Here is a 22,996-nt window from a genome sequence, read left to right as displayed (position 1 = left end):
CGGAAAATGCGCCACTAGAGCATGATGCCGAAAAGTGTGAAGCGGTTTTTCGGACGAAATCATGCTCTATCTCTTGATTTAGAGACGGATTCAGATTTCAGGTCGGACAGACCTGAAATCATCCGGCTCTAGGCGGGTTGGCCGGACCGCTCCTTGGTCCGAGTCCGCCATTTTACGCCGAAACGGGCCGTACGGCCATTCGAATAGACAAGCCTGGTGACAGTGCAATTTCCGTCCGCCGATTTTCACCGGCCGCAAGCGGCACTATGATGCTACATTGGGCATGCATTTTGGGGGCTTTCTCCATGCCGACATCCGACAACCCGCCATTTCCGGCGGCCCTGCGCATTTTCTCCTTAGGGGTCATCATCGTCCTGATCGTGGGCGCCGGCCTGTTTTTCGCGCCGGCACTGGTCAAGCCGCGTTGGCCTTGGTCTGTCACGCCATTCAGTGCCCGCTTCCTCGGCGGCTTCTACACCGCCGAAATGGCGGTGATGGCGGCGCTCTTGTTCTGGAATCGCTGGTCGCCCGGCAGGCTGGTGCTTGTCATGGCCTTCATCTTCACCGTCATCGTGTCGGCGGTTTCGTTGATCAATCTCGGCTATTTCAACTTCGGGCGAAAAGCGACCTGGCTATGGTTCCTGGTCTATCTTGCCTCGGCCGCGGTATCCGGGCTGTTCCTGTGGCGGGCCAGGGCCCGTCCTTCAGCAAAAGGCGTGACCCTGAACCCCGCATGGCGCGGCTACATGTTGGCGGAAACGGCGATCCTTGGGCTCTATGGCGTCGGCATGTTGCTGTTTCCCCTGATGGTCAGCAGCACCTGGCCATGGCCGGTCGATCCCTTTCACGCCCAAGTCTACAGCGCCATCTTCCTCGCCGGCGCTGGCGGCGCATATCTCGTCTCGAAAAGCGCACCGCGCGAGGAGCTGCTGGTGCTCGGCCTGGCGCAGTTTCTGGTTGGCCTGCTTGCCATTCTTGGCCTTATCATCACCGACGCTGCGGTGCACCGGATCGACTGGACGGCGACCAGGACATTGTGTTGGCTCGCCCTTTTCGGCTGGATCGGCGTCAGCGGCGGCGTCAAACTCACCGCCGCTTCCCGGTATTTCAGCGCGCAATCGGCGTCATAGGCTGCAGAGACGGCTGGATTTTCAGGTGATGTCCGGTGCATCGTGCGGGGCTGATAGCCTTCGCCAGGAAAACCATGACCTCGCCATCCCTAGAGAAGATCCAGCCGCAGCTCCGGGCCGTACGGCCAAGCGATGCGGAGGCGCTTTGCGCCATCTTCAACATGCCGGGCTTCCGCTGGGGCACGCTCAGGATGCCGTTCGAGATGGTGGAGCAGGTGGAGCGGCGCATCGCCAAGTCCGGTCCGGAAACCACCTGGATCGTTGCCGAGATCGACGGCAAGGTGGTCGGCCATGGCAGCCTAGTCGTGCAAGGTTCGCCGCGTCGTTCGCATATAGGCGAGATCAACATCGGCCTTGACGACGGCTTTGTCGGCAAGGGCATAGGCTCTGCCATACTCGCCGCGCTGCTTGATGTGGCCGACAACTGGCGCGCCCTGAAGCGGGTCGAATTGACCGTTTATGCCGACAACGAACCGGCCATCCGCCTCTACACCAGCCACGGCTTCGAGGTCGAAGGCCGGCATGTGAAGGCCGGCTTCACCGACGGGCGGTACCACGACCTCCTGAGCATGGCGCGGCTGCGGTTCTGATGACCGCCATCCTTGCCCCAGCCCCTGCGCCTCCGGCGGAAATTCTGGCCGTGCTGTCGCTGCTCTGCCCGGAAGTGGTGCATGACATCGAGCAGAACTGGAATGCGCCGGTTTCCGACTACGCCCGCCATCTGTGGCGACCGGTGGCAAGGCCTGCATCAGGCCCGACGATCGCTGCCCGCTCGATTCTGCGCGACGTTCTGCATCAGCGCCTTGCCGCGATCATGCAGCCCGAAGAGGTCGGCAAGGCGCTCGACGAATTCGAGCACAGACCAGTGATCCAGTCCGGCCTGCACTGCCTGCTTCTGATGGACCGGATCACCTTCGATGCCCTGCTGCTTGCCTGGCTCGGCGCGGTCGAAAATGGGCTGTCGGCCTTCTTCGGCTTCATGGGAACGACGATGACTATGGAGACCGTCGGCCAGGAGGGACCGGGATGGCTCGATGTCGGCGACGACAAGGTCAATTTGTTTGGCATGGGGCGCCACAAACTGTGCCGCAAAAGCGTTTGCGCGGCCGGTCCCGTCTCCCTCAACAAGCGCGCCCTCGAAGCGGTGGGCGATGAGACGGATGCCAGCCGCTGGCTGGGTACACTGCTCGCCAGCCAGGAGAAGGTGTTTGCAACCGCTGCCGATGCGCTGACAGAACTCAATGGGGATCTGGTCGCCGATTGGGATCGTTCCGGCATGGCCCGGCCGGTTTTCATCGACGATCGGCTCGCCGCTTCCGCCATGGCGCGGCATCTGGACGATGATCGCAGCCTTCTTTCCAGGCTGTTCTTTGAGCCCGCAAGGCGCCAGCGTCTCGACCATGCCTTGCAAGAGGCCTCATCGGGACCATTCGGCAGATTCCTGCCTAATGCCACTGACTATTTCTGGGGCATTCGCGAAGAGCGCGTGCGCAAGCTTGTGCTGGAGAACGGGCGCCTGATCGAGCCCGACAGGCCGCATGGTGTTTCCATCCCATTCGAGCGGCTGCATCTCAGGCAGGCGCTGCTGGACGGCGTGCTTTTGCCGAACTTGTTCCTGATGTTCCTTGTGCTCGCCATTTTGCCGCGGGTGCGGGTTGTGGGTGGCCTGAGACAGATTGGCTATGTCGCGCTTTTCCACTCGGTCCTGCTGGCTGCGCTGGATGAAAACGCTCCCGAGGAGCGAGATCTGGCTGCGGAACTGCAGGTTCGGGAAAATGCCTGGGGCATGCGGGTCATCGATGAACAAATCTCGGTCCGCGAGCAGCTTGCCGGCCTGCCGGAAGGGGCGCTCTTTCCGGATCTGCTCCGGCAATACCGTTTGCGGACATTTGCGGAGACGACCGACGACTTGAAACTGGTTCGCGAAAACGCCCGATGGCGCAAGATCGGCCGGGCCTTTGGCGTCTGAGCAGGCCGCTACCCGATCATTGCACCACACCGGCCTTGTGGAGGCCGTCGACCATGAGTTCGAAATCGGCAGGGTTCTTGTAAGGCAAGACTTTGCGACGGTATTCCAGCGAAAAGTCGGGATTGACGCGAAGCACCTCCTGCCACGCCGCGCGAGCCTCCTCCAAACGGCCCAGATGGCCGTAGCTGGCGGCCAGAAGCGCGCGCGAGACATCGGTGGTAGCGTTGCGAGCCAGCCGTTGCAGCAAGAGCTCAACGGCCTCGTCGTACCTTGCCAGTTGAAACAACGCCAAAGCCTGGAAGTGCAGAACCACATCCGGAAAGTACGGGTTCAAGGTCTTTCCCCGGGCGAAACTCTCGAGGGCCTCCTCGGGTCTGCCTGAATAATACAGTGTTTCGCCGCGGCAGACATGCGCTTCGGCGAAGTTCGGATTGAGGGCCAGTGCGCGCTCGACCTCGTCGACGGCCTCATCGTGCCGTCGTGTGTACAGCTTGGCTATCGCCAGCGCCCAGTGTGCCCAGGGATCGCTGTCATCCAGCGTTACCGCTCGCGTTGCGGCCTCTTCGGCTTGCGCCATCGATTCCGGCGGTGACGCACCCCACCTGTTCAGGTAATCAATGCCGTGCGTGAGGGCAAGGAAGGCGTAAGCAGAGGCAAAGTTCGGGTCCAGCTCGGTGGCACGTTGCAAGAGGTCGCGGGCCGCGGTGTTCGTCTCCTTCGTCAGCCGGTGCCACAGCTCCCGGCCGCGCAGGAAACAGTCATATGCCTCCGTGTTGCGCGGGGGCTCCGGCGCCAGCCGCGGACGGGCGCCATCCGTCAGGTTGAGCGCCAGCGCACCGACGATCTGCTGCGTAACGTCATCCTGCACGGCGAATATGTCGGTCAGGTCGCGATCGAACCGCTCCGCCCACAGATGGCCGCCCGAAATTGCATCGATGAGCTGCGCGGTGATGCGCACCCTGTTGCCCGACTTGCGTACGCTGCCCTCAAGCACATGCCGTACGCCCAGCTTCGCACCGACGTCCTGCACATGGACGTTCTGGCCCTTGAAGGTGAACGACGAATTGCGTGCGATGACGAAGAGCTGCGACAGTTTGGACAGCGCCGTGATGATGTCTTCGGAGATGCCGTCGGCGAAGTAGTCCTGTTCGGCGTCACCGCTCATGTTGGCGAACGGCAGCACGGCGATCGACAGTTTCGGCGGCGCTGCCGTGGCCGGCCGGCTCGTCGTGATTTCCGGGGTCGCGGCAGCCTTGGCCCCGACTTGCAGTGAATAGACCCGGATCGGCTCGGCGATGTTCTTGAGCTGCGTGCTGCCGAGATCGCTGACCGAAAGGTCGAGCCTCGCCTTGACCTGGCGATAGGCATCCTCGGACAGGCAGATGGCGCCGGGCGCCGCGACGCCCTCCAGGCGCGAGGCGATGTTGACGCCGTCGCCCATCAGGTCGCCGTCGCTTTCCTCGACCACATCCCCCAGATGGATGCCTATCCTGAACTCGATGCGGCGGTCCTGCGGCACGCCGGCATTGCGTTCAGCCATGCCGTTCTGAACCTCAACGGCGCAGCGCACGGCATCCACCACACTGCGGAACTCGACCAGTGCCCCATCCCCGGTGCGCTTGATCACCCGTCCGTTGTGCACTGCGATGGTCGGATCGATCAGGTCGCTGCGCAGTGTCCGCAACCTCGCCAAGGTACGATCTTCGTCCTCGCTCGCGAGTCGGCTGTATCCGACCACGTCTGCGGCCAGGATTGCGGCCAGCTTACGGTTCTCGCTCATGGGCCCGCCTCCTCATCTCCACGATAGCAGGAAGATGGGGGTGAGAGAGAATTTTCGCAAACGACGGCCACGCGGCCGACCGTATCGGCAGCGCTCTGCCGCCGAACCCATCCGGATGCCCATTTGCGCTACCGCTTGCCGGTTGACAGCTATCGGTTCATCCTTGTGCTGGCCGTGACGAGCGTGGCGAGATCACGCGTCATGCCCTCGGTCAAAGAGATAGAGCATGATGTCGTCCGAAAACCGCTTTACACTTTTCGGTATCATGCTCTGGTGAGGTGTCCATGGACTGCTCGGGCTGCGGTTTCGAGATTGAGGGCGGCTTCGCCTTCTGTCCGAAGTGTGGCCGGCGCCAGCCCGTGCCTTGCGCCAGTTGCGGCTACGCCTGCGCACCCGATTTCGAGTTCTGTCCGAAATGTGGGGCAAGCGTCGGCGCGTCCGCAAAAGCCGCCGAACGGCCTGCTCCAACACCAGGCCGGACCATTGCGCCACCCTCTCGAACTCCGTCACCGAACATCGAAAGCGAGGAAGGGCAGTCTCCCGTCTCCGACGCCGATCGACGGACGGTAACGGTCCTGTTCGCCGACCTCTGCGGCTTCACGACACTCAGCGAGCAGCTCGACCCCGAAGTCATGCAAGCGCTGCAGAACGAACTGTTCAAGGAATTGACGGCGGCCGTGCGAAACTTTGGTGGCTTCGTCGACAAATTCATCGGCGATGCACTGCTCGCCCTATTCGGTGCGCCGGTCGCGCATGAGGACGATCCGGAACGCGCGCTTCGCGCCGCTCTCGACATGATCGCCCGGACGGCGCGGCTCGGTGAAAGCGCCCGTCATTCCGGTTCGCCTCTGTTGCTCCATATCGGCATAAACACGGGTCCGGTCGTTACCGGCGGATTGGGCATCGGCACCGCCAAATCCTATTCGGTGACCGGCGACACGGTGAACACGGCGCAACGCCTGCAATCGCTGGCAGCGCCGGGTGAGGTGCTGGTGGGCGAGCTCACGCACAGGTTGACCCGGCATGCCTTCTCTTACGAGTCGCTGGGCGATGTCGCCTTGCGCGGCAAGGCCGGCAGTGTGCTCGTCCATCGACTGGATGCACCGCTGGCCGCGCCGCGTGCAGCGCGTGGGCTCGAGGCGCTCGGCCTCAGTGCGCCGATAATAGGCCGTGATGCGGAGCTCAACAGAATGCTGGCGAGCCTTGACCAGGCGTGCGGCGGCTCGGCCCAACTTGTCCGCCTCGTCGGAGAAGCCGGTATCGGGAAATCGCGGCTGGTGAAGGAGTTCGTCGCCCGCGTCGGCGACGAGGATCGTTTTCGCAATGTCGCCGTGCGGCAGGCTACGTGCTCACCACTGGGCGAACAATCATTCGGCGCCCTGGGCGCAGTGGTGCGCAGCGCTGCCGGGATGATGCAAAACGACAATGGCGACGAAATGCGGGGCAAGCTCGCAGCCTTGCTGACCGATCTCGGCCTGCAGGGCGAGGAGGCGAAGCGGCTGATGCCTTTGCTCTACCATGTGCTTGGCCTTGGCGACCCCGATGCCACCTTGCAGCATGTCGAGCCCGAGCAGCTGCGGCGGCAAATTCTCTATGCAGTCCGCACAATCATCGAGCGGCGGCTTGCGTTGTCGCCGCTGTTGATTGTCGTCGAAGACCTGCACTGGGCCGACGCCGTGTCGCTTGAGGCATTGCGTTTCGTGATGGACAGGCTGGAACGCACGCGGTTGATGTTGCTGGTCACGCATCGTCCGGCGCCGGACAACGACCAGCTCGACTCAAGTCGGGTCAGTCACACAGCGCTCAGGCTGTCGCCCCTCAGCAGCCGTGACGGACGCAGCCTGGTGGCGGCGCTTTTCGGCGAGAGCTGGGTAAACTCCGCGGGAGTGCTTCTCGACCAGATCCTCGAGCGCGCGGGCGGCAACCCGCTTTTTATCGAGGAGATCGTTCGTGGGCTTATCGATCGCGGTGTGTTGACGCGCGAGGGTGAGCAATGGCGGACCGTGGCAGGCGAAGTCGCAACCGGCATCCCGGCCACGATCCAGGCAATGTTGCTTGCTCGCGTCGACCGGCTGCCCCAGGAGGTACGCCGGTTGGCTCAAGAGGCCGCGGTAATCGGCCCGCGCTTCGATGCCACGCTTCTGAAGGCCGTGACGGCCGACCCCGGCCGGCTGGAGGCCGGCTGCGAACTGCTTTGCGATGCGGAAATCATCGAGGAAGTTGCCGGATCTGGTTCTGTCTCGTCGCAAAGCTACCGCTTTACGCAAACATTGCTGCAGGACGTGATCTACCAGAATCTGCTCCTGCAACGCCGGACCGACATCCACGGGCGGGTCGGCGCCGCCCTGGAGCGATTGTGCGGCGACAAGCCGGAACGGCTCGAGGATTTGACCGTGCTCGGTCACCATTTCGCACTGAGCGCGGAGCGCGAGAGAGGGGCGCATTACCTGCAGGCGGCGGGCGATCGCGCTCGCATGATATACGCCAATGACGACGCCCTTCGTTTCTACGAGCGCGCGCTGACCGCGTTGGGCGAGAAGGCACAAACACCGCTCAAACTGGCAATTGCAGAGCGCATTGCCGATTTGAGCGGCCCGGCAGGCCGCCGCGAGATCGCGCACCAGCACTACGAGACGGTGCTGCAGGCATACCGCGCGTCAGCCGATCGCGTCGCTGCGGCGCGCGTTTTGCGCAAGATAGGTCGACTGCTCTGGGACGTCGGCAAGCGGGACAACGCGGAATCCCGCTATGCTGAAGCGGCGGCGCTCCTCGATGGAGCGGATGCCCCGGTCGAGCAGGCGCATCTGTGGCAAGAGCGCGGCCGACAGGCATTCCGTAGCGGAGATCACGCCCTCGCGGCAAAATTGGCAGATGCAGCGCTGGATTGCGTAGGCACTCTGACAACGGGGCATGTCTCCGAGGTGGGGCGCGATGCCACTCTCGTGACCGCCGAGGCACTCAATACAAAGGGTGTTGCGCTGGCTCGCCTTGGGCGAAACCATGAAGCCGTGCGGGAGGTTGAGCGCAGCATTGAATTGGCCGAAGCCGCCGGTCTGCCGGGCGCGGCCTGCCGCGGCTACACCAATCTCGGCGTGCTTTACACGACCATCGATCCGGCCAAGGCGATGGAGGTCTGTCGGCGCGGTCTTGAAGTGGCGCGCCGTATTGGTGATCTGGGCTTCCAGGCGCGCCTCCTCGTCAATCTGGCGGTGGCTTGTTGTACTTTCACGGATCGCTGCCCAACGGAGGGCGTGCCTGCTGCCGAGAAGGCCATCGAGATCGACCGGGCGCTAGACCAGCGCGAACACCTGGCGGTGCCGTTGATCGTGCTTGGGCAGATCCACCAGTGCAACGGCCGTCCCGACCTGGCGGTTGGCTTGTTCCACGAAGCACTGGACGTAGCCCGCGAAACGGGCGAACCGCAACTGCTGTTTCCGTGCTATGATGGTCTTGCAACGCTTAATCTCGACCTCGACAACCTGCCCGAGGCCGAACGCTACTTTTCCCTGGCGCAGGGTATATGCGCCCAGCACGGGCTCGACCCGGAAGGGCTTGTCGTGCTGCCGTTTCTCGACTAGCCGGGGGTGGAGGTTGGAAATGTCCGCGCATAGTGACTTGTTGCCGCTTCAGCCGGGTGACCGTGCGCCGAACGTGGTCCTCGACGCCATTACCCAGGAAGGCAAGATCGCGCTTGACGACTTTCGCGGACAAAAGCCGGTGCTGGTCGGCCTGTTTCGAGGTCTGCATTGCGCGTTTTGCCGGCGCCACATCGCCGCCCAGGCGCGGCTTGATCCGGAGCTGCGCGAAAGGGGCGTGGGGAGCCTGACGGTGGTCAACACACCGATCGAACGGGCGCGTCTCTATTTCCGCTACCACCCGATGCCGAACCTGCTTGCGGCCTCGGACCCGGAACGTGCTTCACATCGTGCTTTTGGACTGCCCAATCTCGAATTCACCGAGAACGAGACGAACTGGCCGTACAAGGTCGCGATGGCAGCGGCACAGGATATGCGGGTAGACATCCCTGGCGAATTGCCCGGTCCCATGGATCCTATGACCGCCGCCGCAATCCTCGACAAGAAGGACCACTACGAACTGACCGAAGCCGACGAGCAGATGATCGCAACGGGACACGGACAATTGGTCGGTCAGTTCCTGCTGGACCGGCAGGGGATCGTCCGCTGGAGCTTCACCGAGGTGCCGGAGGGTGGGCGATACATGTTTGGCGCGCCAAACCCGCAGGAGCTGATGTCAGCCGTGTCGCAGGTCGCCCAATAGGCTTGTGAACGAGGTAAACAGGCGGGTTACTGGGGCCGAGGCAATGGCTGCGGCACGCAGTCGCGTTCTATCCTCGCATGATGCGATAGACAGTTGCATCGCCCTCTACACCTCGAAGAGGCGCATCAAACGCGACGACGCTTCGGCCCGCGAGCAGGTCGCTCACGCCGGGCGCGCCATAGAGCGCCTCTGAGATGCAAACCTGTCCGGCTTCCGCCAGTGACTGCACGCGCGCGGCGACATTCACGGTCTGGCCGAAATAGTCGAGGTTGTCGTTGAGCGTCACGGCAATCGACGGTCCACAGTGGGCACCGATCTTGAGGATGATCCCCGGCCCGTCGTGGTCGCCGTTGAAGCGATCGATTTCTTCAAAGATGTGGAGTGCGGCCGAGATTGCATCCGATGGCCGCGAAAATACTGCCATCACCGCATCTCCAATAGTCTTGACCACCGCTCCGGAATGTTGCTGAACCGCCGCGTTGACCAGAGCGAAATGCTCGCGGACCAGGGCATAGGCGTTGAGGTCGCCAAGGCGCTCATACATGGCGGTGGACCCCTTGAGGTCCGTGAACAGGAAGGTGATCTGCCGGATGCCGAGCCCCTCCTTCTCGTCGACACGCTCGGAACGGAAGAGGTGGCGGAAGGTTTGCCGCGCAAGCAGCGCGCCGCCGGAAACGTATGGGTCGAAATCGAGCGTCGGTTTGGTCGTCAGCGCGACAAGCTCGGGCGGCCAGTTGATGAGAAGCAACGCGCCACGACCGGGTCCGGTGTTCGCAACCTCAATGACGACCGGACCGGGTGGCACGACCGGCAACGCCGGCAAGAAACGCTTGCCGTCATAGCTGATCTTGAGAAGTGTCGGCGCCAACACCGGATCCCCTGATATGGGTACAGCGAATGCCGCCTGTGTCTGCACGTTGACGCCCGACAGGGAGCCCGGACCGAGATCAGCGCGCAGCATTGTTGTGGTACCCGGCGGCAGGAACGTCATGCCCCGGACGAAGCTGCGCAGAACGTCGAGAAAGCGAACGTCTTGCCCCGGTAGCCGCCCGTCATGTCCGAAGTGAAGCTTCCAGTGAAAATCCTCGACAGAGAGCGTTTGGGGTTCGTGGAACGGAAGGCGCCGCAGATGGGGCGACACGGAGAAGGAGACCTCGATGAAGTCGTCGAGGTCGGTATCGCCCGATACGTCGCACAGGCCACAGACGTAATGTGTCTGCAGCGTGCGCAGGGCGCCGAAACTGTCGAGCACCATCCCGGACTGGGGACAGAGTACGTCCCAGCTCATATCGAACAGGCCGCAGCGGGCCGCGTAAAGGAAGAGGTCGATTGCTTCAGGCTCGGCGATTGCGCGGTCGCGGGCAAAGGCCAGCGGATTGACGCGATAGAGCGCCTGGTCGTCGCCGTTCCTGATAAGCATTTCGAATTTTGAGATGACGCGCGGGCTCCATACTCGCGCTTGCTCGATCTCGGTCATCTTGCCTTCGAGAAGGCGATCGTTGACCACCATCACGCCGAAATCCCCAATTTACCTTGCGGCAACCTACTAAAAATCCTGCCCGATGCGAATGGATGGAATCCTTCGTGGTCTCAGGACTTAGGGCGGAGCTGGCGCGGGACTATGCGCTACGCTGCGGGGCGTCTCGTCGATTGTATCTCGCGCATTGTGGGCGGGACACTGACGCGTTCAGCGTTCATCGAGCACAGCCTCGACAGTGGCGACAAAGTCATCGAGCGAGCGGTCACCGCGTATCTCGATGCGCGGAAGGTCGATGGGATTGCTATCGAGGTCCGCCGGCCCGTGTTTGCGGCCGAAGCCTATTCGATAGCCGCACTCCCTGGCCAGCCGGCCGAGCCGCCGGTCGGTGACAGAGAAGGGTGCCGCGAACGCGGTGGTTGGCCGGCCTGTCCACCGTTCGATGAACAGACGGGAGCGCAGGAGCTCGGCGGCCAGGTCAGCGCTCGACAGACCATCGATGGCGCGATGCGTCGCCATATGGCTGCCGAAGAACGCGCCTTCGCCGGCGAGGCGTCGCACCGTCCCGGCGCCCATAAGCTGCGCCGGCGGACCGCTGTCGGCGTCCCATCCTGCCGTTTCACCCACCAAGTCCGTCACCAGGAACACTTCCGCGGTCAGGTCGTTGGCGCGCAAGATCGGCCAGGCGTGGTCGGCGAAATTCTGGAAGCCGTCGTCGAAGGTGATGACCACGGGGCGGCCAGCGAAAGGCTGACGGTTGGCGATGAAGCCTTCCAGCTGCTCGGACCCGATCGCGTGAAAGCCATTGGCGCGCAGCCATGCCATCTGGCTGGCGAATGCGGCGGGCGCGAGCCGAAAACGGGCGAGCGCCGCCGGACCTTCATCGGAGACGCCGTGGTACATGAGAACAGGGATGCGTTGGCGCCGCTCGCTGCGCGCGACGTCGCGGCGCAAGGCCCGCGCCCCGCCCCAGACGATATTTCGCGCGACCTCGATGTCGATGGGCGCGCGGATTGGCACATGATCGATCACCGGTTCCGTCGCCACATCGTCCGACGACAGGCGGCGGAAGCGGTCTATGCGGTAGAGCTCGGTCTGGATCGATTGCTCGAGCACGAGGCCTTCGGTCGCTGCCAGAGTCTCGGAGATCGCCTGGGCACCGAATGTGTTCCAGTCGAAGCCCGTCTTTTCGACATTATCACGCAGCACGAATGCGTGTGCGCTGATGAAACTGCCGCCAGGCGCCAACGCCGCAGCGAATTTTTTGGCGATGCGCCGCAACTCGGCGAGGTCATCGAGGTAGTAGAGCACTTCCGAACAGAAGATCAGATCCATCTCACCCGGCAACGTGTCGGCAGCGAAATCGAGTACGCCGAACTCAACATTCGGCTGATCGCTGCATCGCGCACGAGCCCGCTCGATGGCTATGGCGGAGATGTCGGTTGCGGCCAGATGGCCCACACGCGGCGCCAGCTGCCGCGTGAAGTGGCCCTCCGCGCAGGCCAGCTCAAGCGCCCGTCCGATGGGACCGGCAGGCAGGATTTCGAGCTGCCGCTGATATTTTTCCTGCTCATAGAGCGAGCCGTATTTCCACGGATCCTCGGTCGCGAAATAGCTGTTCCAGAACGCCGTGCGATCACTCCTGTCCGCGGTCCGTGCTCGGCGTGGCGTTGCAGGAGGCTGTGCAGGTTCGGCGCTCGACCGAACCAACTCCCGCGCTTGCGCGGCCAATTGGGCGAGTTTGCCGAAATGGCTGTCCGGGTCGGACCGGCCTTCCGCCGAGGTCGACAATGCCTCAGCTGCAAGGCCAAGCCGCTCAGCGGGCACGACATTCTGGATCAATTCAATCCAATGATCCCTTGTCACAGCTCCGAGCACGCCGAACTGCACGACAGCCTGGATCCGGCCATCCATCATCAGGTGGGCGTAGATCTGATCGATCCCTTCAGGCAGTTCGGTTGCGGTCGGGTTTCGAGCGTCGACGCGAATTCCAAGCGTCCGCGCCAGCCTGCGCGGCGCGGCAAGATCGTCGGCGTCGAGAAGCATTTGCTCAAGCTGATACTGGATGCGGCGAGCTGCCGCAGGATTGTCCCAGATCTTGCCGAGTCCGACGATCAGCTCGGTGATGGCGTCGCCGAACCTGTCCCATCCGGCAGCCAATTGCGCCGGCGCCGACAGGCCTCCCGCCATAAGGCCATCGACGATCACCCTGGCGATCTCATCCGCCCACTTGCGTCCTGCCGGGAGCGCGCGCAGGGGCTGCTGGTCGATCGAGCGCAAACCTGAGCCGCAATCCGACGCGGCGTTCCGCAACGCGAGCCACGCGAGTGCTTCGGCAGCGGTGCCGCCGTTCGCCGAACTGGAAACCAAGGAATTATGCGCCACGCCGTCTTACCCGCGCCTGGTTCTAAGGTAGAACGAGAGTCCCGCAACGCGCCTACAATGAGCCTTCATTGCCGGTTTAGAAAGCCATGTAAGCAAAAGGCGCCCCGAAAGGCGCCTCTTAATCGCTTGATTCCCTTTGAGGAAATTGGAGCGGGTGAAGCGATTCGAACGCTCGACCCCAACCTTGGCAAGGTTGTGCTCTACCCCTGAGCTACACCCGCTCACACGGCCCTAGGGCCGCAAGCCGGGCCTATATGGCTGAAGAGCGCGGCGATTGCAACAGGGAAATGACGGGCTTTTTGGTCGCGCCAAATCGCCTGGCCGAACCTCGTTGGCAACGCTGGTCATTCATTGACTTCCCGCATGACGGTCTTGTCTCGGCGGCATCATTGGCCGTAAACGGCTTTGCGCGTGGCCAGACTTGTACCAGATAGGGAAAGACCATCGATGCCGAAGACTGAAGCCGAGCTTTTCGCCTTTCTTGCCGATCTCGGCATATCGGTGTCGACCGTGCGCCATCCGCCGCTCTACACGGTCGCCGATTCGCAGTCGCTGCGCGGCGAGATTTCGGGCGGCCACACGAAGAACCTGTTCCTCAAGGACAAGAAGGACAATTTCTTCCTGGTCAGCGTCGGCGAGGATGCGGTCGTCGACCTGAAGCAGATCCACACGATCATCGGCGCCGCCAGCCGTGTCTCCTTCGGCAAGCCGGAGCTGCTGATGGAGCTGCTCGGCGTCATTCCGGGCGCCGTCACCGTGTTCGGGCTGATCAACGACACCGAGAGACGGGTCAAGGTGGTGCTCGACCAGGATTTGATGGCGCATGACGTCATTAATGCGCATCCGCTGATCAATGAGGCGACGACGTCGATCGCTTCCGCCGACCTCATCAGATTCGTCGAGGCAACCGGCCATGATGCTGCTATCTTGAAAGTCTCGGCTTGATCGCCACATGGATGGCGAAAACTGACTTTTTGTTTCAACGCAATTCCGGGCGGAAAACCGCTTCACACTTTTCCTGGAATTGCTCTAGCAAGGATGTCGCGCCTGCTCCGCTGGCGAGGGGCGCGACCGGAAGGGCGACGACATGAGCGACAACAGCAATCCGTTTGGCGGCCAATTCGGCGGCAATTCCGGCCAGTACACCACCTCCGTGCAGTATGGCGGCGCCGAGCCGGCCAAGGCCGTGCCCGGCGCGGCACCGGCCGGTGGAGACCTGATCAAGGACACCACGACCGCCGCCTTCGCCGCCGACGTCATCCAGGAATCGCGGAAACAGCCGGTGCTGGTCGATTTCTGGGCGCCGTGGTGCGGGCCCTGCAAGCAGCTTACGCCGCAGCTGGAAAAGGCGGTCAAGGCCGCCGGCGGCAAGGTCAAGCTGGTCAAGATGAACATCGACGATCATCCCTCGATCGCCGGCCAGCTCGGCATCCAGTCGATCCCGGCGGTCATCGCCTTCAAGGACGGCCAGCCGGTTGACGGCTTCATGGGCGCCATTCCCGAGAGCCAGATGGGCGAATTCATCACCAAGGTCGGCGGCAAGGGTAATGGCGCGCCGCCGGTCGCAGAGGCTTTGGCCGCGGCAGCCGAAGCGCATGCGGCGGGCGATGCGCAGACCGCAGCCGACATCTATGACGCCATACTGGCGCAGGCGCCGGAGACGATCGAGGCGATCGCCGGGTTGGGCGAGCTTTTGTTCGAGGCTGGCGACGCGCAAGGCGCCGAGGCGCTGCTGGCAACGGCGCCGGAGGCCAAGAAGGATGCGCCTGCACTTGCCGCGCTGCGCGCCAAGATGACGCTGGCGGCTGAAGCGGCAGCGCTTGGCAATCCCGCCGAGTTCGAGCAGCGCCTGGCCGCCAATCCCGGCGACCACCAGGCGCGTTTCGATCTAGCCATGGTCCAGAATGCGCGAGGCGATCGCCATGCGGCGGCCGACAATCTGCTGGCCATCATCAAGGCCGACCGCACCTGGAACGAGGACGGCGCCAGGGCGCAGCTGTTGAAGCTGTTCGAGGCCTGGGGCATGACCGACGAAGCGACGCTGGCGGCGCGGCGCAAATTGTCGTCGCTGCTGTTTTCCTGAGCCGTTCGCCGGCGAAATTACCGGCGGAATGGTTTTGGGACCTTGCGGCCGGCGTCGGCTGCGCCAGATTAGGCCGATACTGTCGCGCCCGAAGCGATCGGAGGACTTAAGTGCAGGTCGGAAACGCACATTACCGGGTCGGCAAGGATCTGCCGTCGACCATCCCGGTGTTTCCGCTTGCCGGCGCGCTGCTCCTGCCGGGCGGCCGTATGCCGCTCAACATTTTCGAGCCGCGCTATCTGCAGATGGTGGATGAGGCGATCGCCGGCGCGCGGCTGATCGGCATCATCCAGCCCAGCCTCGACGGCGCACTGCGCGCCGATGGCGAGCCGGAACTGTGCAATGTCGGCTGCGCCGGGCGCATCATCTCGATGGCCGAGAGCGGCGACGGCCGCTATTTGATTTCGCTGCAGGGTGTGTGCCGGTTCCGCATCACGCATGAGCTGCCGTTGAAGACGCCGTTCCGGCAATGCAAGCTGGCGCCGTTCCTCACCGATCTTAGCGAAGACCAGGCGGCGAGCGAGGTCGACCGGCCGGCGCTCTTGAAAGCGTTTCGCGCCTATCTGCAGGCCAATGAGCTCGAGGCCGACTGGGAAAGCGTCAGCCGCGCCGAAAACGCCATGCTGGTCAACGCGCTGTCGATGATGGCGCCTTACGGCCCGGCCGAGAAACAGGCGCTGTTGGAAGCGCCCGACTTGAGAGCCCGTGCCGAGACGCTGATCGCCATCACCGAAATGGCGCTGGCGCGCGAGAATGAGGATTTTGGCTCGAGTTTGCAGTAAGGTGTGTCAACGCATCTTGGGCCGGTGATTGGCCGGGAAGAGGAACGATGGCAGCGGACGGGCGTGACGGCAAGACGGCCAATGTCGATCCAAAACTGCTGGAGCTGCTGGCCTGCCCGCTGACCAAGGGGCCGCTGGCCTGGGACCCGGAACGCGGCGAGTTGATCTCGCGGATCGCCAAGCTCGCCTACCCCGTACGCGACGGCATCCCGATCATGCTGCCCTCGGAGGCGCGGACGATTTCGGCGGAGGATGTGCTGTCGCCGCCGCGGCTGAGTGGGCCGGCGCAGGCTGGACGCTGATCGGCAGGTAGCCCTTGATCGTTCCTTTTAGGGGCAAATCGCAAACCTTGGAGATTGACCGAAACGCTCCTCCCTTCGTCATCCTAGGGCGGAGCAGCTGCGAAGCGGCGTCGCGGAGACCCTAGGATCCATGCCGCGACGTGATCGAAGGGTGCAGCGGAGCAGAATTCTGCACCGTTTCACGCCTTAATGTCACGGCATGGATCCCGGGAGTCTGCGCCGCGTCGCTTCGCTCCTTGCTTCGCCCCAGGATGACGACGCGATGGGCGTCTCCATAAAGCCCTACTGAAAATTCCTTCCCTTGGGCATGACCCTCTCGGCCTTGTCTGACAGCGTTGCGATATCCGGCCGGGCTGGCACGGCCGGTGTCATCTCCTCCAGCAGCACCGTCAGCCAGGGCGTCAGATCCTCGATCTTTTCGGCGACGATGTGGATGACATCGGATTCCGACTGCAGCTTGCCGGTGACCTTGACGAAGCGGGCGCCCATGACGATAGGGCGGAAGCGGGTAAACGTCCTTTCCCAGAAAATGACGTTGGCGACGGCCTTGTCGTCCTCCAGGGTCAGGAAGATCGCATTGCCCTTGCCGGGACGCTGGCGCACCAGCACCAGGCCGGCGACGGAAACCCGCCTGCCGTCGCGAACCGCGCCAAGGTTGGCATTGGGGATGACGCCGGCGCGGTCGAGCCGCTCGCGCAGGAAGGCGACCGGATGCGCCTTTAGCGACAGGCCGAGTGAGCGGTAGTCGTGGATGACATGTTCACCGAGCGGCATTGTCGGCAGTTTTGTTGCGGGTTCGAGCTCGCGCAGGCGGATCGCCGGCTGGTCGAACAGCGGCAGTCTTTCGGCGGCACTCTTGCCGTCCAGCGCGCGCACCGCCCACAAGGCTTTACGACGGTCGAGGCCGAGCGAGCGGAAGGCGTCGGCCTGCGCCAGTCTTTCGATGTCGTCGACATCGAGGCCGGAGCGCAGCCAGACATCCCTGACGCTTGAATAGCCGGCGCCGCGCCGCTCGGCAAACTGCTCCATGCGCTCCTTGGACAGTCCCTTGATCTGCCTGAAGCCGAGCCGCACGGCGTGCTTTGTCTCGATGACACCGCGCATCTCGGCATGGCGCGGCAGGATGCGGGCCGGGTCGAATTCGTCTTCCTCCAGCGTGCAGTCCCAGCCGGAAAAATTGACGTCGACGTCGCGGATATCGACGCCATGGTCGCGCGCGTCGCGCACCAGCTGCGCCGGTTGATAAAACCCCATCGGCTGCGAATTGAGGATCGCGGCGCAGAACACGTCGGGATAGAACGTCTTGAACCAGCACGAGGCATAGACGAGCAGCGCGAAGGAGGCGGCGTGGCTTTCGGGAAAGCCGTATTCGCCGAAACCTTCGATCTGCTTGAAGCAGCGCTCGGCGAAGTCCTTGGTGTATCCCTTGCCGACCATGCCGTCGATCATGCGCTGGCAGTAATTGCCGATGGTGCCGGTGCGCTTGAAGGTGGCCATGGCGCGGCGCAATTCGTCGGCCTCGCCCGGCTTGAAGCCGCCGGCGACGATGGCGATCTTCATCGCCTGCTCCTGGAACAGCGGCACGCCCAGCGTCTTCTTGAGGATCGCCTCCAGCTCCGGCTTTTGATACTCGGCTTTCTCCTTACCTTGCCGGCGGCGCAGATAGGGATGAACCATGTCGCCCTGGATCGGGCCCGGCCGCACGATCGCCACCTCGATGACAAGGTCGTAGAAATCCTTTGGCTTGAGCCTTGGCAGCATCGACATCTGGGCACGCGATTCGATCTGGAAGACGCCGAGCGTGTCGGCGCGGCCGATCATGTCGTAGACATGCTTGTTCTCTGGCGGGAGGCTGCCCAGCACATAGGGCCTGCCATACTCATCGCGCGCATCCGGATAATGATTGGTGAGCAAGGTGAAGGCGCGTTTCAGGCAGGTCAGCATGCCGAGCGCCAGCACGTCGACCTTCAAAATCTTGACCGCGTCGAGATCGTCCTTGTCCCATTCGACCATCTTGCGCGCCTCCATCGCCGTCTTGACGATGGGGACGATCTCGTCGAGCCGGTCCCTGGTGATGACGAAGCCGCCGACATGCTGCGACAAATGCCGGGGAAAGCCCATGATCTCGTTGGCGTGGGCGATCACGTGACGGGTCGAGGTCTCGTTGCGGTCGAGGCCGCCGGCATGGGCCTCCTTCTCGCCGAGCTCCGAGGTCGACCAGCCCCAGATCGAACTGGAGAGCGCGCTGCGGACATCGTCCGACAGGCCCATGGCCTTGGCCACCTCGCGCAATGCCGAGCGGCCGCGATAGCTGATGACGGCGGCCGCCAGCGCGGTGCGCTTGGCGCTGTATTTGGAGTAGATGTACTGGATCACCTCCTCGCGCCGCTCATGTTCGAAGTCGACGTCGATATCGGGCGGCTCGTTGCGCTCCTCGGAAATGAACCGCTCGAACAGCGTGTCGATGCGCTCGGGGCCGACCTCGGTGATGCCGATGCAGAAGCAGACGATCGAATTGGCGGCCGAGCCTCTGCCCTGGCACAGAATGCCCTCGTTGCGGGCGAACTGGACAATGTCGTAAACGGTGAGGAAATAGCGCGCATAGTTCAGGCGCTCGATCAGAGCGAGCTCTTCGCCGATGCGCTGCGAGACGGAAGCGGGGACGCCCGCCGGATAGCGCGTGGCGGCCCCCTCCCTGGCCAGACGCTCGAGCTCGGCCTGCGGCCCGAGGCCCGATTGCGTCGGCTCGTCGGGATAATTGTACTGGAGATCGCCAAGCGAGAAGCTGAGTTCGCCGGCAAAGCGCAGCGTCTCGGCCAGCGCCTGCGGATGGCGGCGAAAGAGGCGGGCCATTTCCAGCGGCGGCTTCAGATGGCGCTCGGCATTGGCCGTCAGTTCCAGCCCGACCTCGGCGACCGGCACATTGAGGCGGATGGCGGTAAGCACATCCTGCAGCGAGCGCCGCTCGGCTGTGTGATAGAGCACGTCGTTGGTCGCCATCAGCGGCACGCCGGCGGCTTCGGCCATGGCGGCCGCCTGCTCGATGCGGAAGCGATCATTGCCGCGATAGTCCGGCGCCACGCCAAGCCGCAGGTTTGCGCCAAAACGCTCCTTCAGCTGACGGATCAATGCCAGGGGATCGTCGGCACTCGCCGAGAGATCCGGCAGCACCGCCAGCGACAGCAGGTCGCCCCATTCGAGCAGGTCGCTGCGCTGGAGAAGGGTCGCGCCCTTCTCGTTTTCGTCGCGCAGATTGGCCTGCGTCAGCATGCGGCAGAGATGGCCCCAGCCCTTGCGGTTCTGCGGATAGGCGAGAATGTCCGGCGTGCCGTCGCCGAACACCAGGCGGCAGCCGGGGTGGTAGGCGAGCTTCTCGACCTTGGCCTGCTGCCAGGCGCGCACGACGCCGGCGACCGTGTTGCGGTCGGCAAGCCCGATCGAGGAGAAGCCGAGGAATTTGGCCGCCACCACCAGCTCCTCCGGCTTGGAGGCGCCGCGTAGGAAGGAGAAATTCGACTGGATGCCGAATTCGGCATAGGGGATGACGGTCAGCGCGTTCATGCGAAGACCCCGTGCATGAACCAGCGCGGCGAAGGCTGGCCGGCGCCGTAGAGCCCCTGGCGGTAGAGCCAGTAGCGGCGGCCGTCGCTGTCCTCGATGCGGAAATAATCGCGCGTCGGCGCGTCCTCCTCACCCTTCTGCCACCATTCCGGCGCGATGCGCTCGGGCCCTTCGGCGCGGGCGACCCGGTAGAGCGCGCGGCGCCAGCGGAAATTCATCGGCGGTCCCTCCGGCATTTCGGTGGCCGGCACTTCGATCGGCTCGGGCGAACGGAACAGCCGGATCGGCCGCTCCGGCGGGAAGATGGTTGTTGGCGGTGCGTCTTTCCGGTCCGATCTTTTCGGCGGCGTGGTCCGCTGCGGCGCCTCGGAGAAGGGGATGGTGGCGACGGCGCGCTCCGGCAGATGGCTCTCGACGGCGACCGCTTTGAGCACAGCATTGTCGCCGAGCCGGGCGCGGATGCGGTCGGCAAACAGCGCGATGTCGGCGCCGTCGTCCTCGATCTCTCCGGTCAAATCGGCCTGCTGCATGTCGAAGGCGGCGGCCGCCAGCACGGAAAGCCGCACCAGGTCGAAGCCGTAACCGGCATCGATGTCCTGTTCGAGTGCGGTCAGCCGCTCGTGGAACAGGCGCTGGATCAGCTTCGGCTCGCGCAGGGGCCGTGAGGTGCCGACGGCGATGCGGCTGACGGCGCCGTCGACGCGAAACAAAAGCAGCGCCAGCATCCTGGCGCCTTCGCCGCGGCGCTCGAGGTCGATCTTCAGCGTCACCGCCAGCATTTCCACCAGCCGCTCGATCTCGGCGGTGAGCACGACCGGCTCGGCGAGGTGGCGCTCGACCGAAAGCGGCGCCACCGGCAGGCGCGGCGACACTGCCTCGTCGAGGCGGCCGAGCGCCTGGTCTAGCCGCAACAGCAAGGTAGAGCCGAAGCGGCGGGCGAGCGGCGCGCGCGGGGCCGCCATGACCGCACCCGCGGTGCGCAGACCCACGCTTTCCAGGCTGGCGCGGATATCGGCTTCGATGCGTAGCGCGGCCAGCGGCAAAGGGGCAAGCAGCGCTTCCTCCTCGCCTGAGGGAACGATGCGGTCGCCGCAAAAGCGCGCTGCCGCCCAGGCAGCACCCGGCGTCGCGGCAAGCCCGGCGCGAACATCGAAACCCTGCTGGAAAAAGCGTGCAAGAATGTCATCCAGCATGGCGCGCTCGCCGCCGAACAAATGCGTGCAGCCGGTGACGTCGAGATAAAGCCCGTCGGCGCCGTCCAGCGCCACCAGCGGCGTGTAGCGATCGCACCAGTCGGCGAGGCCTTCGAGCAGCCTTCGGTCGGCTTCCGGGTCGGCCTCGACGATGTCGATCGAGGGATGCATGGCGCGCGCGTCGGCAATGCCCATGCCGCGCTTCAGATGCAGCGCCTCAGCCCGCTCGTCGAGGGCCGATATGCGCTGGGCGCTGCGGTCGCGATGGCTGATCACCAGAGGCAAATGATCCGACGGCCGGGAACGCCACGACCGTCCCAGGCGCTGGCGCAGGATCCGCTCCGCCCCGAGATGCGGAAACCACAGCGACAGAATTCTCTGGCCGTTCTTCCCGTCTTTCTTCGAAACTGTGTTCATCGGGGTTCCACTCCAGTGTGAATTGTCCGGGCAGAGCGCTACGGCTCTTGCCGATGCTGACGGTGAAGGCGGGGCGGCCGATCGAGCCGGCGAGCGGCCCGGCGATGGTCCGGCGACTTGCAGCCGCTGCGGCCGACACGATGAGGCGTACGGGTGCCGCCGTCGGTTCGGCCTCGCCGGCCTGGCGCAGCAGAAACACCGGCCGGCCGGCGCTTTGCGCGCGAGCGTGCAGCCGGCGCGTTGCGGTGAGGTCGAGCCGCTGCGGGCTGCCGCGGATTTCGAGGATGATTGCGGCCAGCGCGGTCATCTTCGCGGCTTCCTCGGCCACCCACAGCGCATCGGTGAGTTTCGCCGCCTCGGAAAACAGCAATTGCTCCGGCGCGATGCCGAACATGCCCTGCAATCCCCTGGCATAGGGAAAGCCGGCCTCGCGAAAAATCTCCGACGTGCCGATCCACAGTACGGGCAATCTCTGCCCCCTGAGGATCAGGCTGACCAGCGACAGCACAAAGCCGGCGACCGCCCCGGCATTGCGGGTCTCGAGGCCATGGATCTCGGTGAGGGCGGCTTTCGGCAGGCCGCCGCTGAGTGTGGCATCGAGGCGTTCAACGCCGGTGGGCAGGAAGGCATCCGGTGACGCTACGGCAAGGCCGCGCCGGATGATGGTGATGTCCGGTGCGATATCGGATTCTGGCCCGCCGGCATCGCCGTCAGCACGCGCGCGAGGCCGCTCGCCAGCCGGCGCGGCCAGGCGCTCGGGCAGCGTTCCCTCGATCTTCGCGATCTGGCGGCGCAGGGCAAAAACAGTCTCCCGCGCCACGGCTGATGTCGCCATGACGGTCAGTTTCTCTCACAATTGTTCCTGTTATGTTCCTATAGATTCCAGAGGGTGCCCCAAGAGTCAAGCGGAGTCAGAAGGAATTTATTCCTCTATAGCCATTGACGTCATGAAATTGCCGCTTCATTGCCGAGTCCGGTGCGAAAGCCTATATGCCGGGATCAAAGGACAACGCATGGCCCGCATCTACAAGACCCGCACCTGGCACGACGAACTCTCGCCCTCGATCGAGGAAATGGAGTTTCTGGCGCTGGAGGCGTACGCGCATCTGCCGGACGATTTTCGCAAGCTGACCGGCGAGATCGTCATCATGATCGCCGAGTTCCCGACCGACGAGATCATGGACGATCTGTCGCTGGAGACGCCGTTCGACCTGCTTGGCCTGTTCGAGGGCCGCGGCATTGCCGAGCGTTGGAATCCGCAGACCGGCGAAGGCCCGAACCGCATCACCCTCTACCGCCGCGCCATCCTCGACTACTGGGCCGAGAACGAAGAGACGCTGGGCGACATCGTCACCCACGTGCTGATCCACGAGATCGGCCACCATTTCGGCCTGTCGGACGATGATATGGAGAAGATCGAAGAGGCGGCCGAGTAAGGCTGTGCCGATCTTCAGGTGAGGCCGGCCTGCGAACGGCAGCTTCCAGCGCTTCCGGTGCTCATATGTGGACGGCCCCCCTGCTTGCAAGGCTTGGTGAGATAGTTTGATCGGATCGCTTGCGCTCATATGTCCGGCCTTTTGCGCGCGGATATCTGAGCGCGGGCCTAGATGGGCTACACGGATGGCGAGTTCCAAACACG

General features: G+C 63.9%; 17 protein-coding genes and 1 tRNA gene. 11 read left to right on the top strand and 7 right to left on the bottom strand.

The annotated features are described in order from the left end of the window. Positions 1–305 precede the first annotated feature (305 nt). The 3 genes from JQK88_RS27680 (at position 306) to JQK88_RS27670 (ending at position 3,099) form a co-directional block, all read left to right on the top strand. Positions 306–1,130, top strand: coding sequence for a hypothetical protein (locus JQK88_RS27680; RefSeq protein WP_203280074.1), 825 nt, complete (start codon positions 306–308; stop codon positions 1,128–1,130). 74 nt (positions 1,131–1,204) lie between these two features. After that, complete coding sequence (locus tag JQK88_RS27675; protein ID WP_203280073.1) at positions 1,205–1,720, top strand: GNAT family N-acetyltransferase; 516 nt, start codon at positions 1,205–1,207, stop codon at positions 1,718–1,720. Beyond that, positions 1,720–3,099 carry a hypothetical protein gene (locus tag JQK88_RS27670; RefSeq protein WP_203280072.1) on the top strand — a complete coding sequence of 460 codons (1,380 nt, stop codon included), beginning with the start codon at positions 1,720–1,722 and terminating at the stop codon, positions 3,097–3,099. Before JQK88_RS27675 ends, JQK88_RS27670 begins: the two co-directional genes overlap by 1 nt. Before the next feature lie 16 nt (positions 3,100–3,115). Here JQK88_RS27670 and JQK88_RS27665 read toward each other — a convergent pair whose 3' ends face one another. Further along, positions 3,116–4,879, bottom strand: a complete 1,764-nt coding sequence (locus JQK88_RS27665; RefSeq protein ID WP_203280071.1) for an adenylate/guanylate cyclase domain-containing protein — start codon at positions 4,877–4,879, stop codon at positions 3,116–3,118. Positions 4,880–5,163: 284 nt separating this feature from the next. Here JQK88_RS27665 and JQK88_RS27660 point away from each other — a divergent pair, with 284 nt between their 5' ends. After that, the gene (locus tag JQK88_RS27660) at positions 5,164–8,457 is read left to right on the top strand and encodes an adenylate/guanylate cyclase domain-containing protein (protein ID WP_203280070.1); all 3,294 of its coding nucleotides are present in this window, start codon (positions 5,164–5,166) and stop codon (positions 8,455–8,457) included. A 19-nt stretch (positions 8,458–8,476) separates the two neighbouring features. Next, positions 8,477–9,157 (top strand): redoxin domain-containing protein, encoded by a 681-nt coding sequence (locus JQK88_RS27655; RefSeq protein WP_203280104.1) that lies wholly within the window; start codon positions 8,477–8,479, stop codon positions 9,155–9,157. Positions 9,158–9,224: 67 nt separating this feature from the next. Here the strand turns inward: JQK88_RS27655 and JQK88_RS27650 are convergent, their stop codons facing one another. Next, complete coding sequence (locus JQK88_RS27650) at positions 9,225–10,670, bottom strand: adenylate/guanylate cyclase domain-containing protein (protein ID WP_203280069.1); 1,446 nt, start codon at positions 10,668–10,670, stop codon at positions 9,225–9,227. Between the two features lie 174 nt (positions 10,671–10,844). Further along, the gene (locus JQK88_RS27645) at positions 10,845–12,365 is read right to left on the bottom strand and encodes an SAM-dependent methyltransferase (protein WP_246750071.1); all 1,521 of its coding nucleotides are present in this window, start codon (positions 12,363–12,365) and stop codon (positions 10,845–10,847) included. Here JQK88_RS27645 and JQK88_RS36475 point away from each other — a divergent pair, their 5' ends adjacent. After that, a complete protein-coding gene (locus JQK88_RS36475; protein ID WP_246750070.1) occupies positions 12,366–12,920 on the top strand; it encodes a hypothetical protein in 555 nt (184 codons plus the stop codon). Positions 12,921–13,165: 245 nt separating this feature from the next. Here the strand turns inward: JQK88_RS36475 and JQK88_RS27640 are convergent. After that, positions 13,166–13,240: transfer RNA gene (locus JQK88_RS27640), tRNA-Gly, on the bottom strand. 226 nt (positions 13,241–13,466) lie between these two features. Here JQK88_RS27640 and JQK88_RS27635 point away from each other — a divergent pair. The 4 genes from JQK88_RS27635 (at position 13,467) to JQK88_RS27620 (ending at position 16,186) form a co-directional block, all read left to right on the top strand. Beyond that, positions 13,467–13,964: a prolyl-tRNA synthetase associated domain-containing protein gene (locus JQK88_RS27635; protein ID WP_192258779.1), complete on the top strand. Its 498-nt coding sequence runs from the start codon at positions 13,467–13,469 to the stop codon at positions 13,962–13,964. 142 nt (positions 13,965–14,106) lie between these two features. After that, positions 14,107–15,102: a thioredoxin gene (gene trxA / locus JQK88_RS27630; RefSeq protein ID WP_192258778.1), complete on the top strand. Its 996-nt coding sequence runs from the start codon at positions 14,107–14,109 to the stop codon at positions 15,100–15,102. 110 nt (positions 15,103–15,212) lie between these two features. After that, positions 15,213–15,884 carry an LON peptidase substrate-binding domain-containing protein gene (locus JQK88_RS27625; RefSeq protein ID WP_192258777.1) on the top strand — a complete coding sequence of 224 codons (672 nt, stop codon included), beginning with the start codon at positions 15,213–15,215 and terminating at the stop codon, positions 15,882–15,884. Positions 15,885–15,931: 47 nt separating this feature from the next. Further along, a complete protein-coding gene (locus JQK88_RS27620) occupies positions 15,932–16,186 on the top strand; it encodes a Trm112 family protein (protein WP_192258776.1) in 255 nt (84 codons plus the stop codon). A 282-nt stretch (positions 16,187–16,468) separates the two neighbouring features. On the opposite strand, the gene JQK88_RS27615 is transcribed toward JQK88_RS27620, so the two are convergent. From JQK88_RS27615 to JQK88_RS36470, 3 genes are read right to left on the bottom strand one after another with little or no spacing between them, the layout of a single operon-like run. Then, positions 16,469–19,747 (bottom strand): error-prone DNA polymerase, encoded by a 3,279-nt coding sequence (locus tag JQK88_RS27615; protein WP_203280068.1) that lies wholly within the window; start codon positions 19,745–19,747, stop codon positions 16,469–16,471. Then, positions 19,744–21,216 (bottom strand): DUF6504 family protein, encoded by a 1,473-nt coding sequence (locus JQK88_RS27610; protein WP_312037334.1) that lies wholly within the window; start codon positions 21,214–21,216, stop codon positions 19,744–19,746. Before JQK88_RS27610 ends, JQK88_RS27615 begins: the two co-directional genes overlap by 4 nt. Continuing rightward, entirely contained in the window at positions 21,158–22,192 is a 1,035-nt protein-coding gene (locus JQK88_RS36470) for an ImuA family protein (protein ID WP_246501860.1), read from the bottom strand. Before JQK88_RS36470 ends, JQK88_RS27610 begins: the two co-directional genes overlap by 59 nt. A gap of 178 nt (positions 22,193–22,370) precedes the next feature. On the opposite strand from JQK88_RS36470, the gene JQK88_RS27605 reads away from it, so the two are divergent. Then, positions 22,371–22,793 (top strand): metallopeptidase family protein, encoded by a 423-nt coding sequence (locus JQK88_RS27605; protein ID WP_023702572.1) that lies wholly within the window; start codon positions 22,371–22,373, stop codon positions 22,791–22,793. Positions 22,794–22,996 lie beyond the last annotated feature (203 nt).

Source organism: Mesorhizobium caraganae (assembly GCF_016836705.1).
GTDB classification, from domain to species: Bacteria; Pseudomonadota; Alphaproteobacteria; order Rhizobiales; family Rhizobiaceae; genus Mesorhizobium; species Mesorhizobium caraganae.
This window is presented reverse-complemented; position numbering and strand designations above follow the sequence as displayed.

Bases quoted from the DNA above. Each gene is read 5' to 3' on its own strand.
- JQK88_RS27680 (WP_203280074.1), top strand. From the start codon at position 306: ATGCCGACATCCGACAACCCGCCATTTCCGGCGGCCCTGCGCATTTTC.
- JQK88_RS27675 (WP_203280073.1), top strand. From the start codon at position 1,205: ATGACCTCGCCATCCCTAGAGAAGATCCAGCCGCAGCTCCGGGCCGTA.
- JQK88_RS27670 (WP_203280072.1), top strand. From the start codon at position 1,720: ATGACCGCCATCCTTGCCCCAGCCCCTGCGCCTCCGGCGGAAATTCTG.
- JQK88_RS27665 (WP_203280071.1), bottom strand. From the start codon at position 4,879: ATGAGCGAGAACCGTAAGCTGGCCGCAATCCTGGCCGCAGACGTGGTC.
- JQK88_RS27660 (WP_203280070.1), top strand. From the start codon at position 5,164: ATGGACTGCTCGGGCTGCGGTTTCGAGATTGAGGGCGGCTTCGCCTTC.
- JQK88_RS27655 (WP_203280104.1), top strand. From the start codon at position 8,477: ATGTCCGCGCATAGTGACTTGTTGCCGCTTCAGCCGGGTGACCGTGCG.
- JQK88_RS27635 (WP_192258779.1), top strand. From the start codon at position 13,467: ATGCCGAAGACTGAAGCCGAGCTTTTCGCCTTTCTTGCCGATCTCGGC.
- trxA (WP_192258778.1), top strand. From the start codon at position 14,107: ATGAGCGACAACAGCAATCCGTTTGGCGGCCAATTCGGCGGCAATTCC.
- JQK88_RS27620 (WP_192258776.1), top strand. From the start codon at position 15,932: ATGGCAGCGGACGGGCGTGACGGCAAGACGGCCAATGTCGATCCAAAA.
- JQK88_RS27615 (WP_203280068.1), bottom strand. From the start codon at position 19,747: ATGAACGCGCTGACCGTCATCCCCTATGCCGAATTCGGCATCCAGTCG.
- JQK88_RS36470 (WP_246501860.1), bottom strand. From the start codon at position 22,192: ATGGCGACATCAGCCGTGGCGCGGGAGACTGTTTTTGCCCTGCGCCGC.
- JQK88_RS27605 (WP_023702572.1), top strand. From the start codon at position 22,371: ATGGCCCGCATCTACAAGACCCGCACCTGGCACGACGAACTCTCGCCC.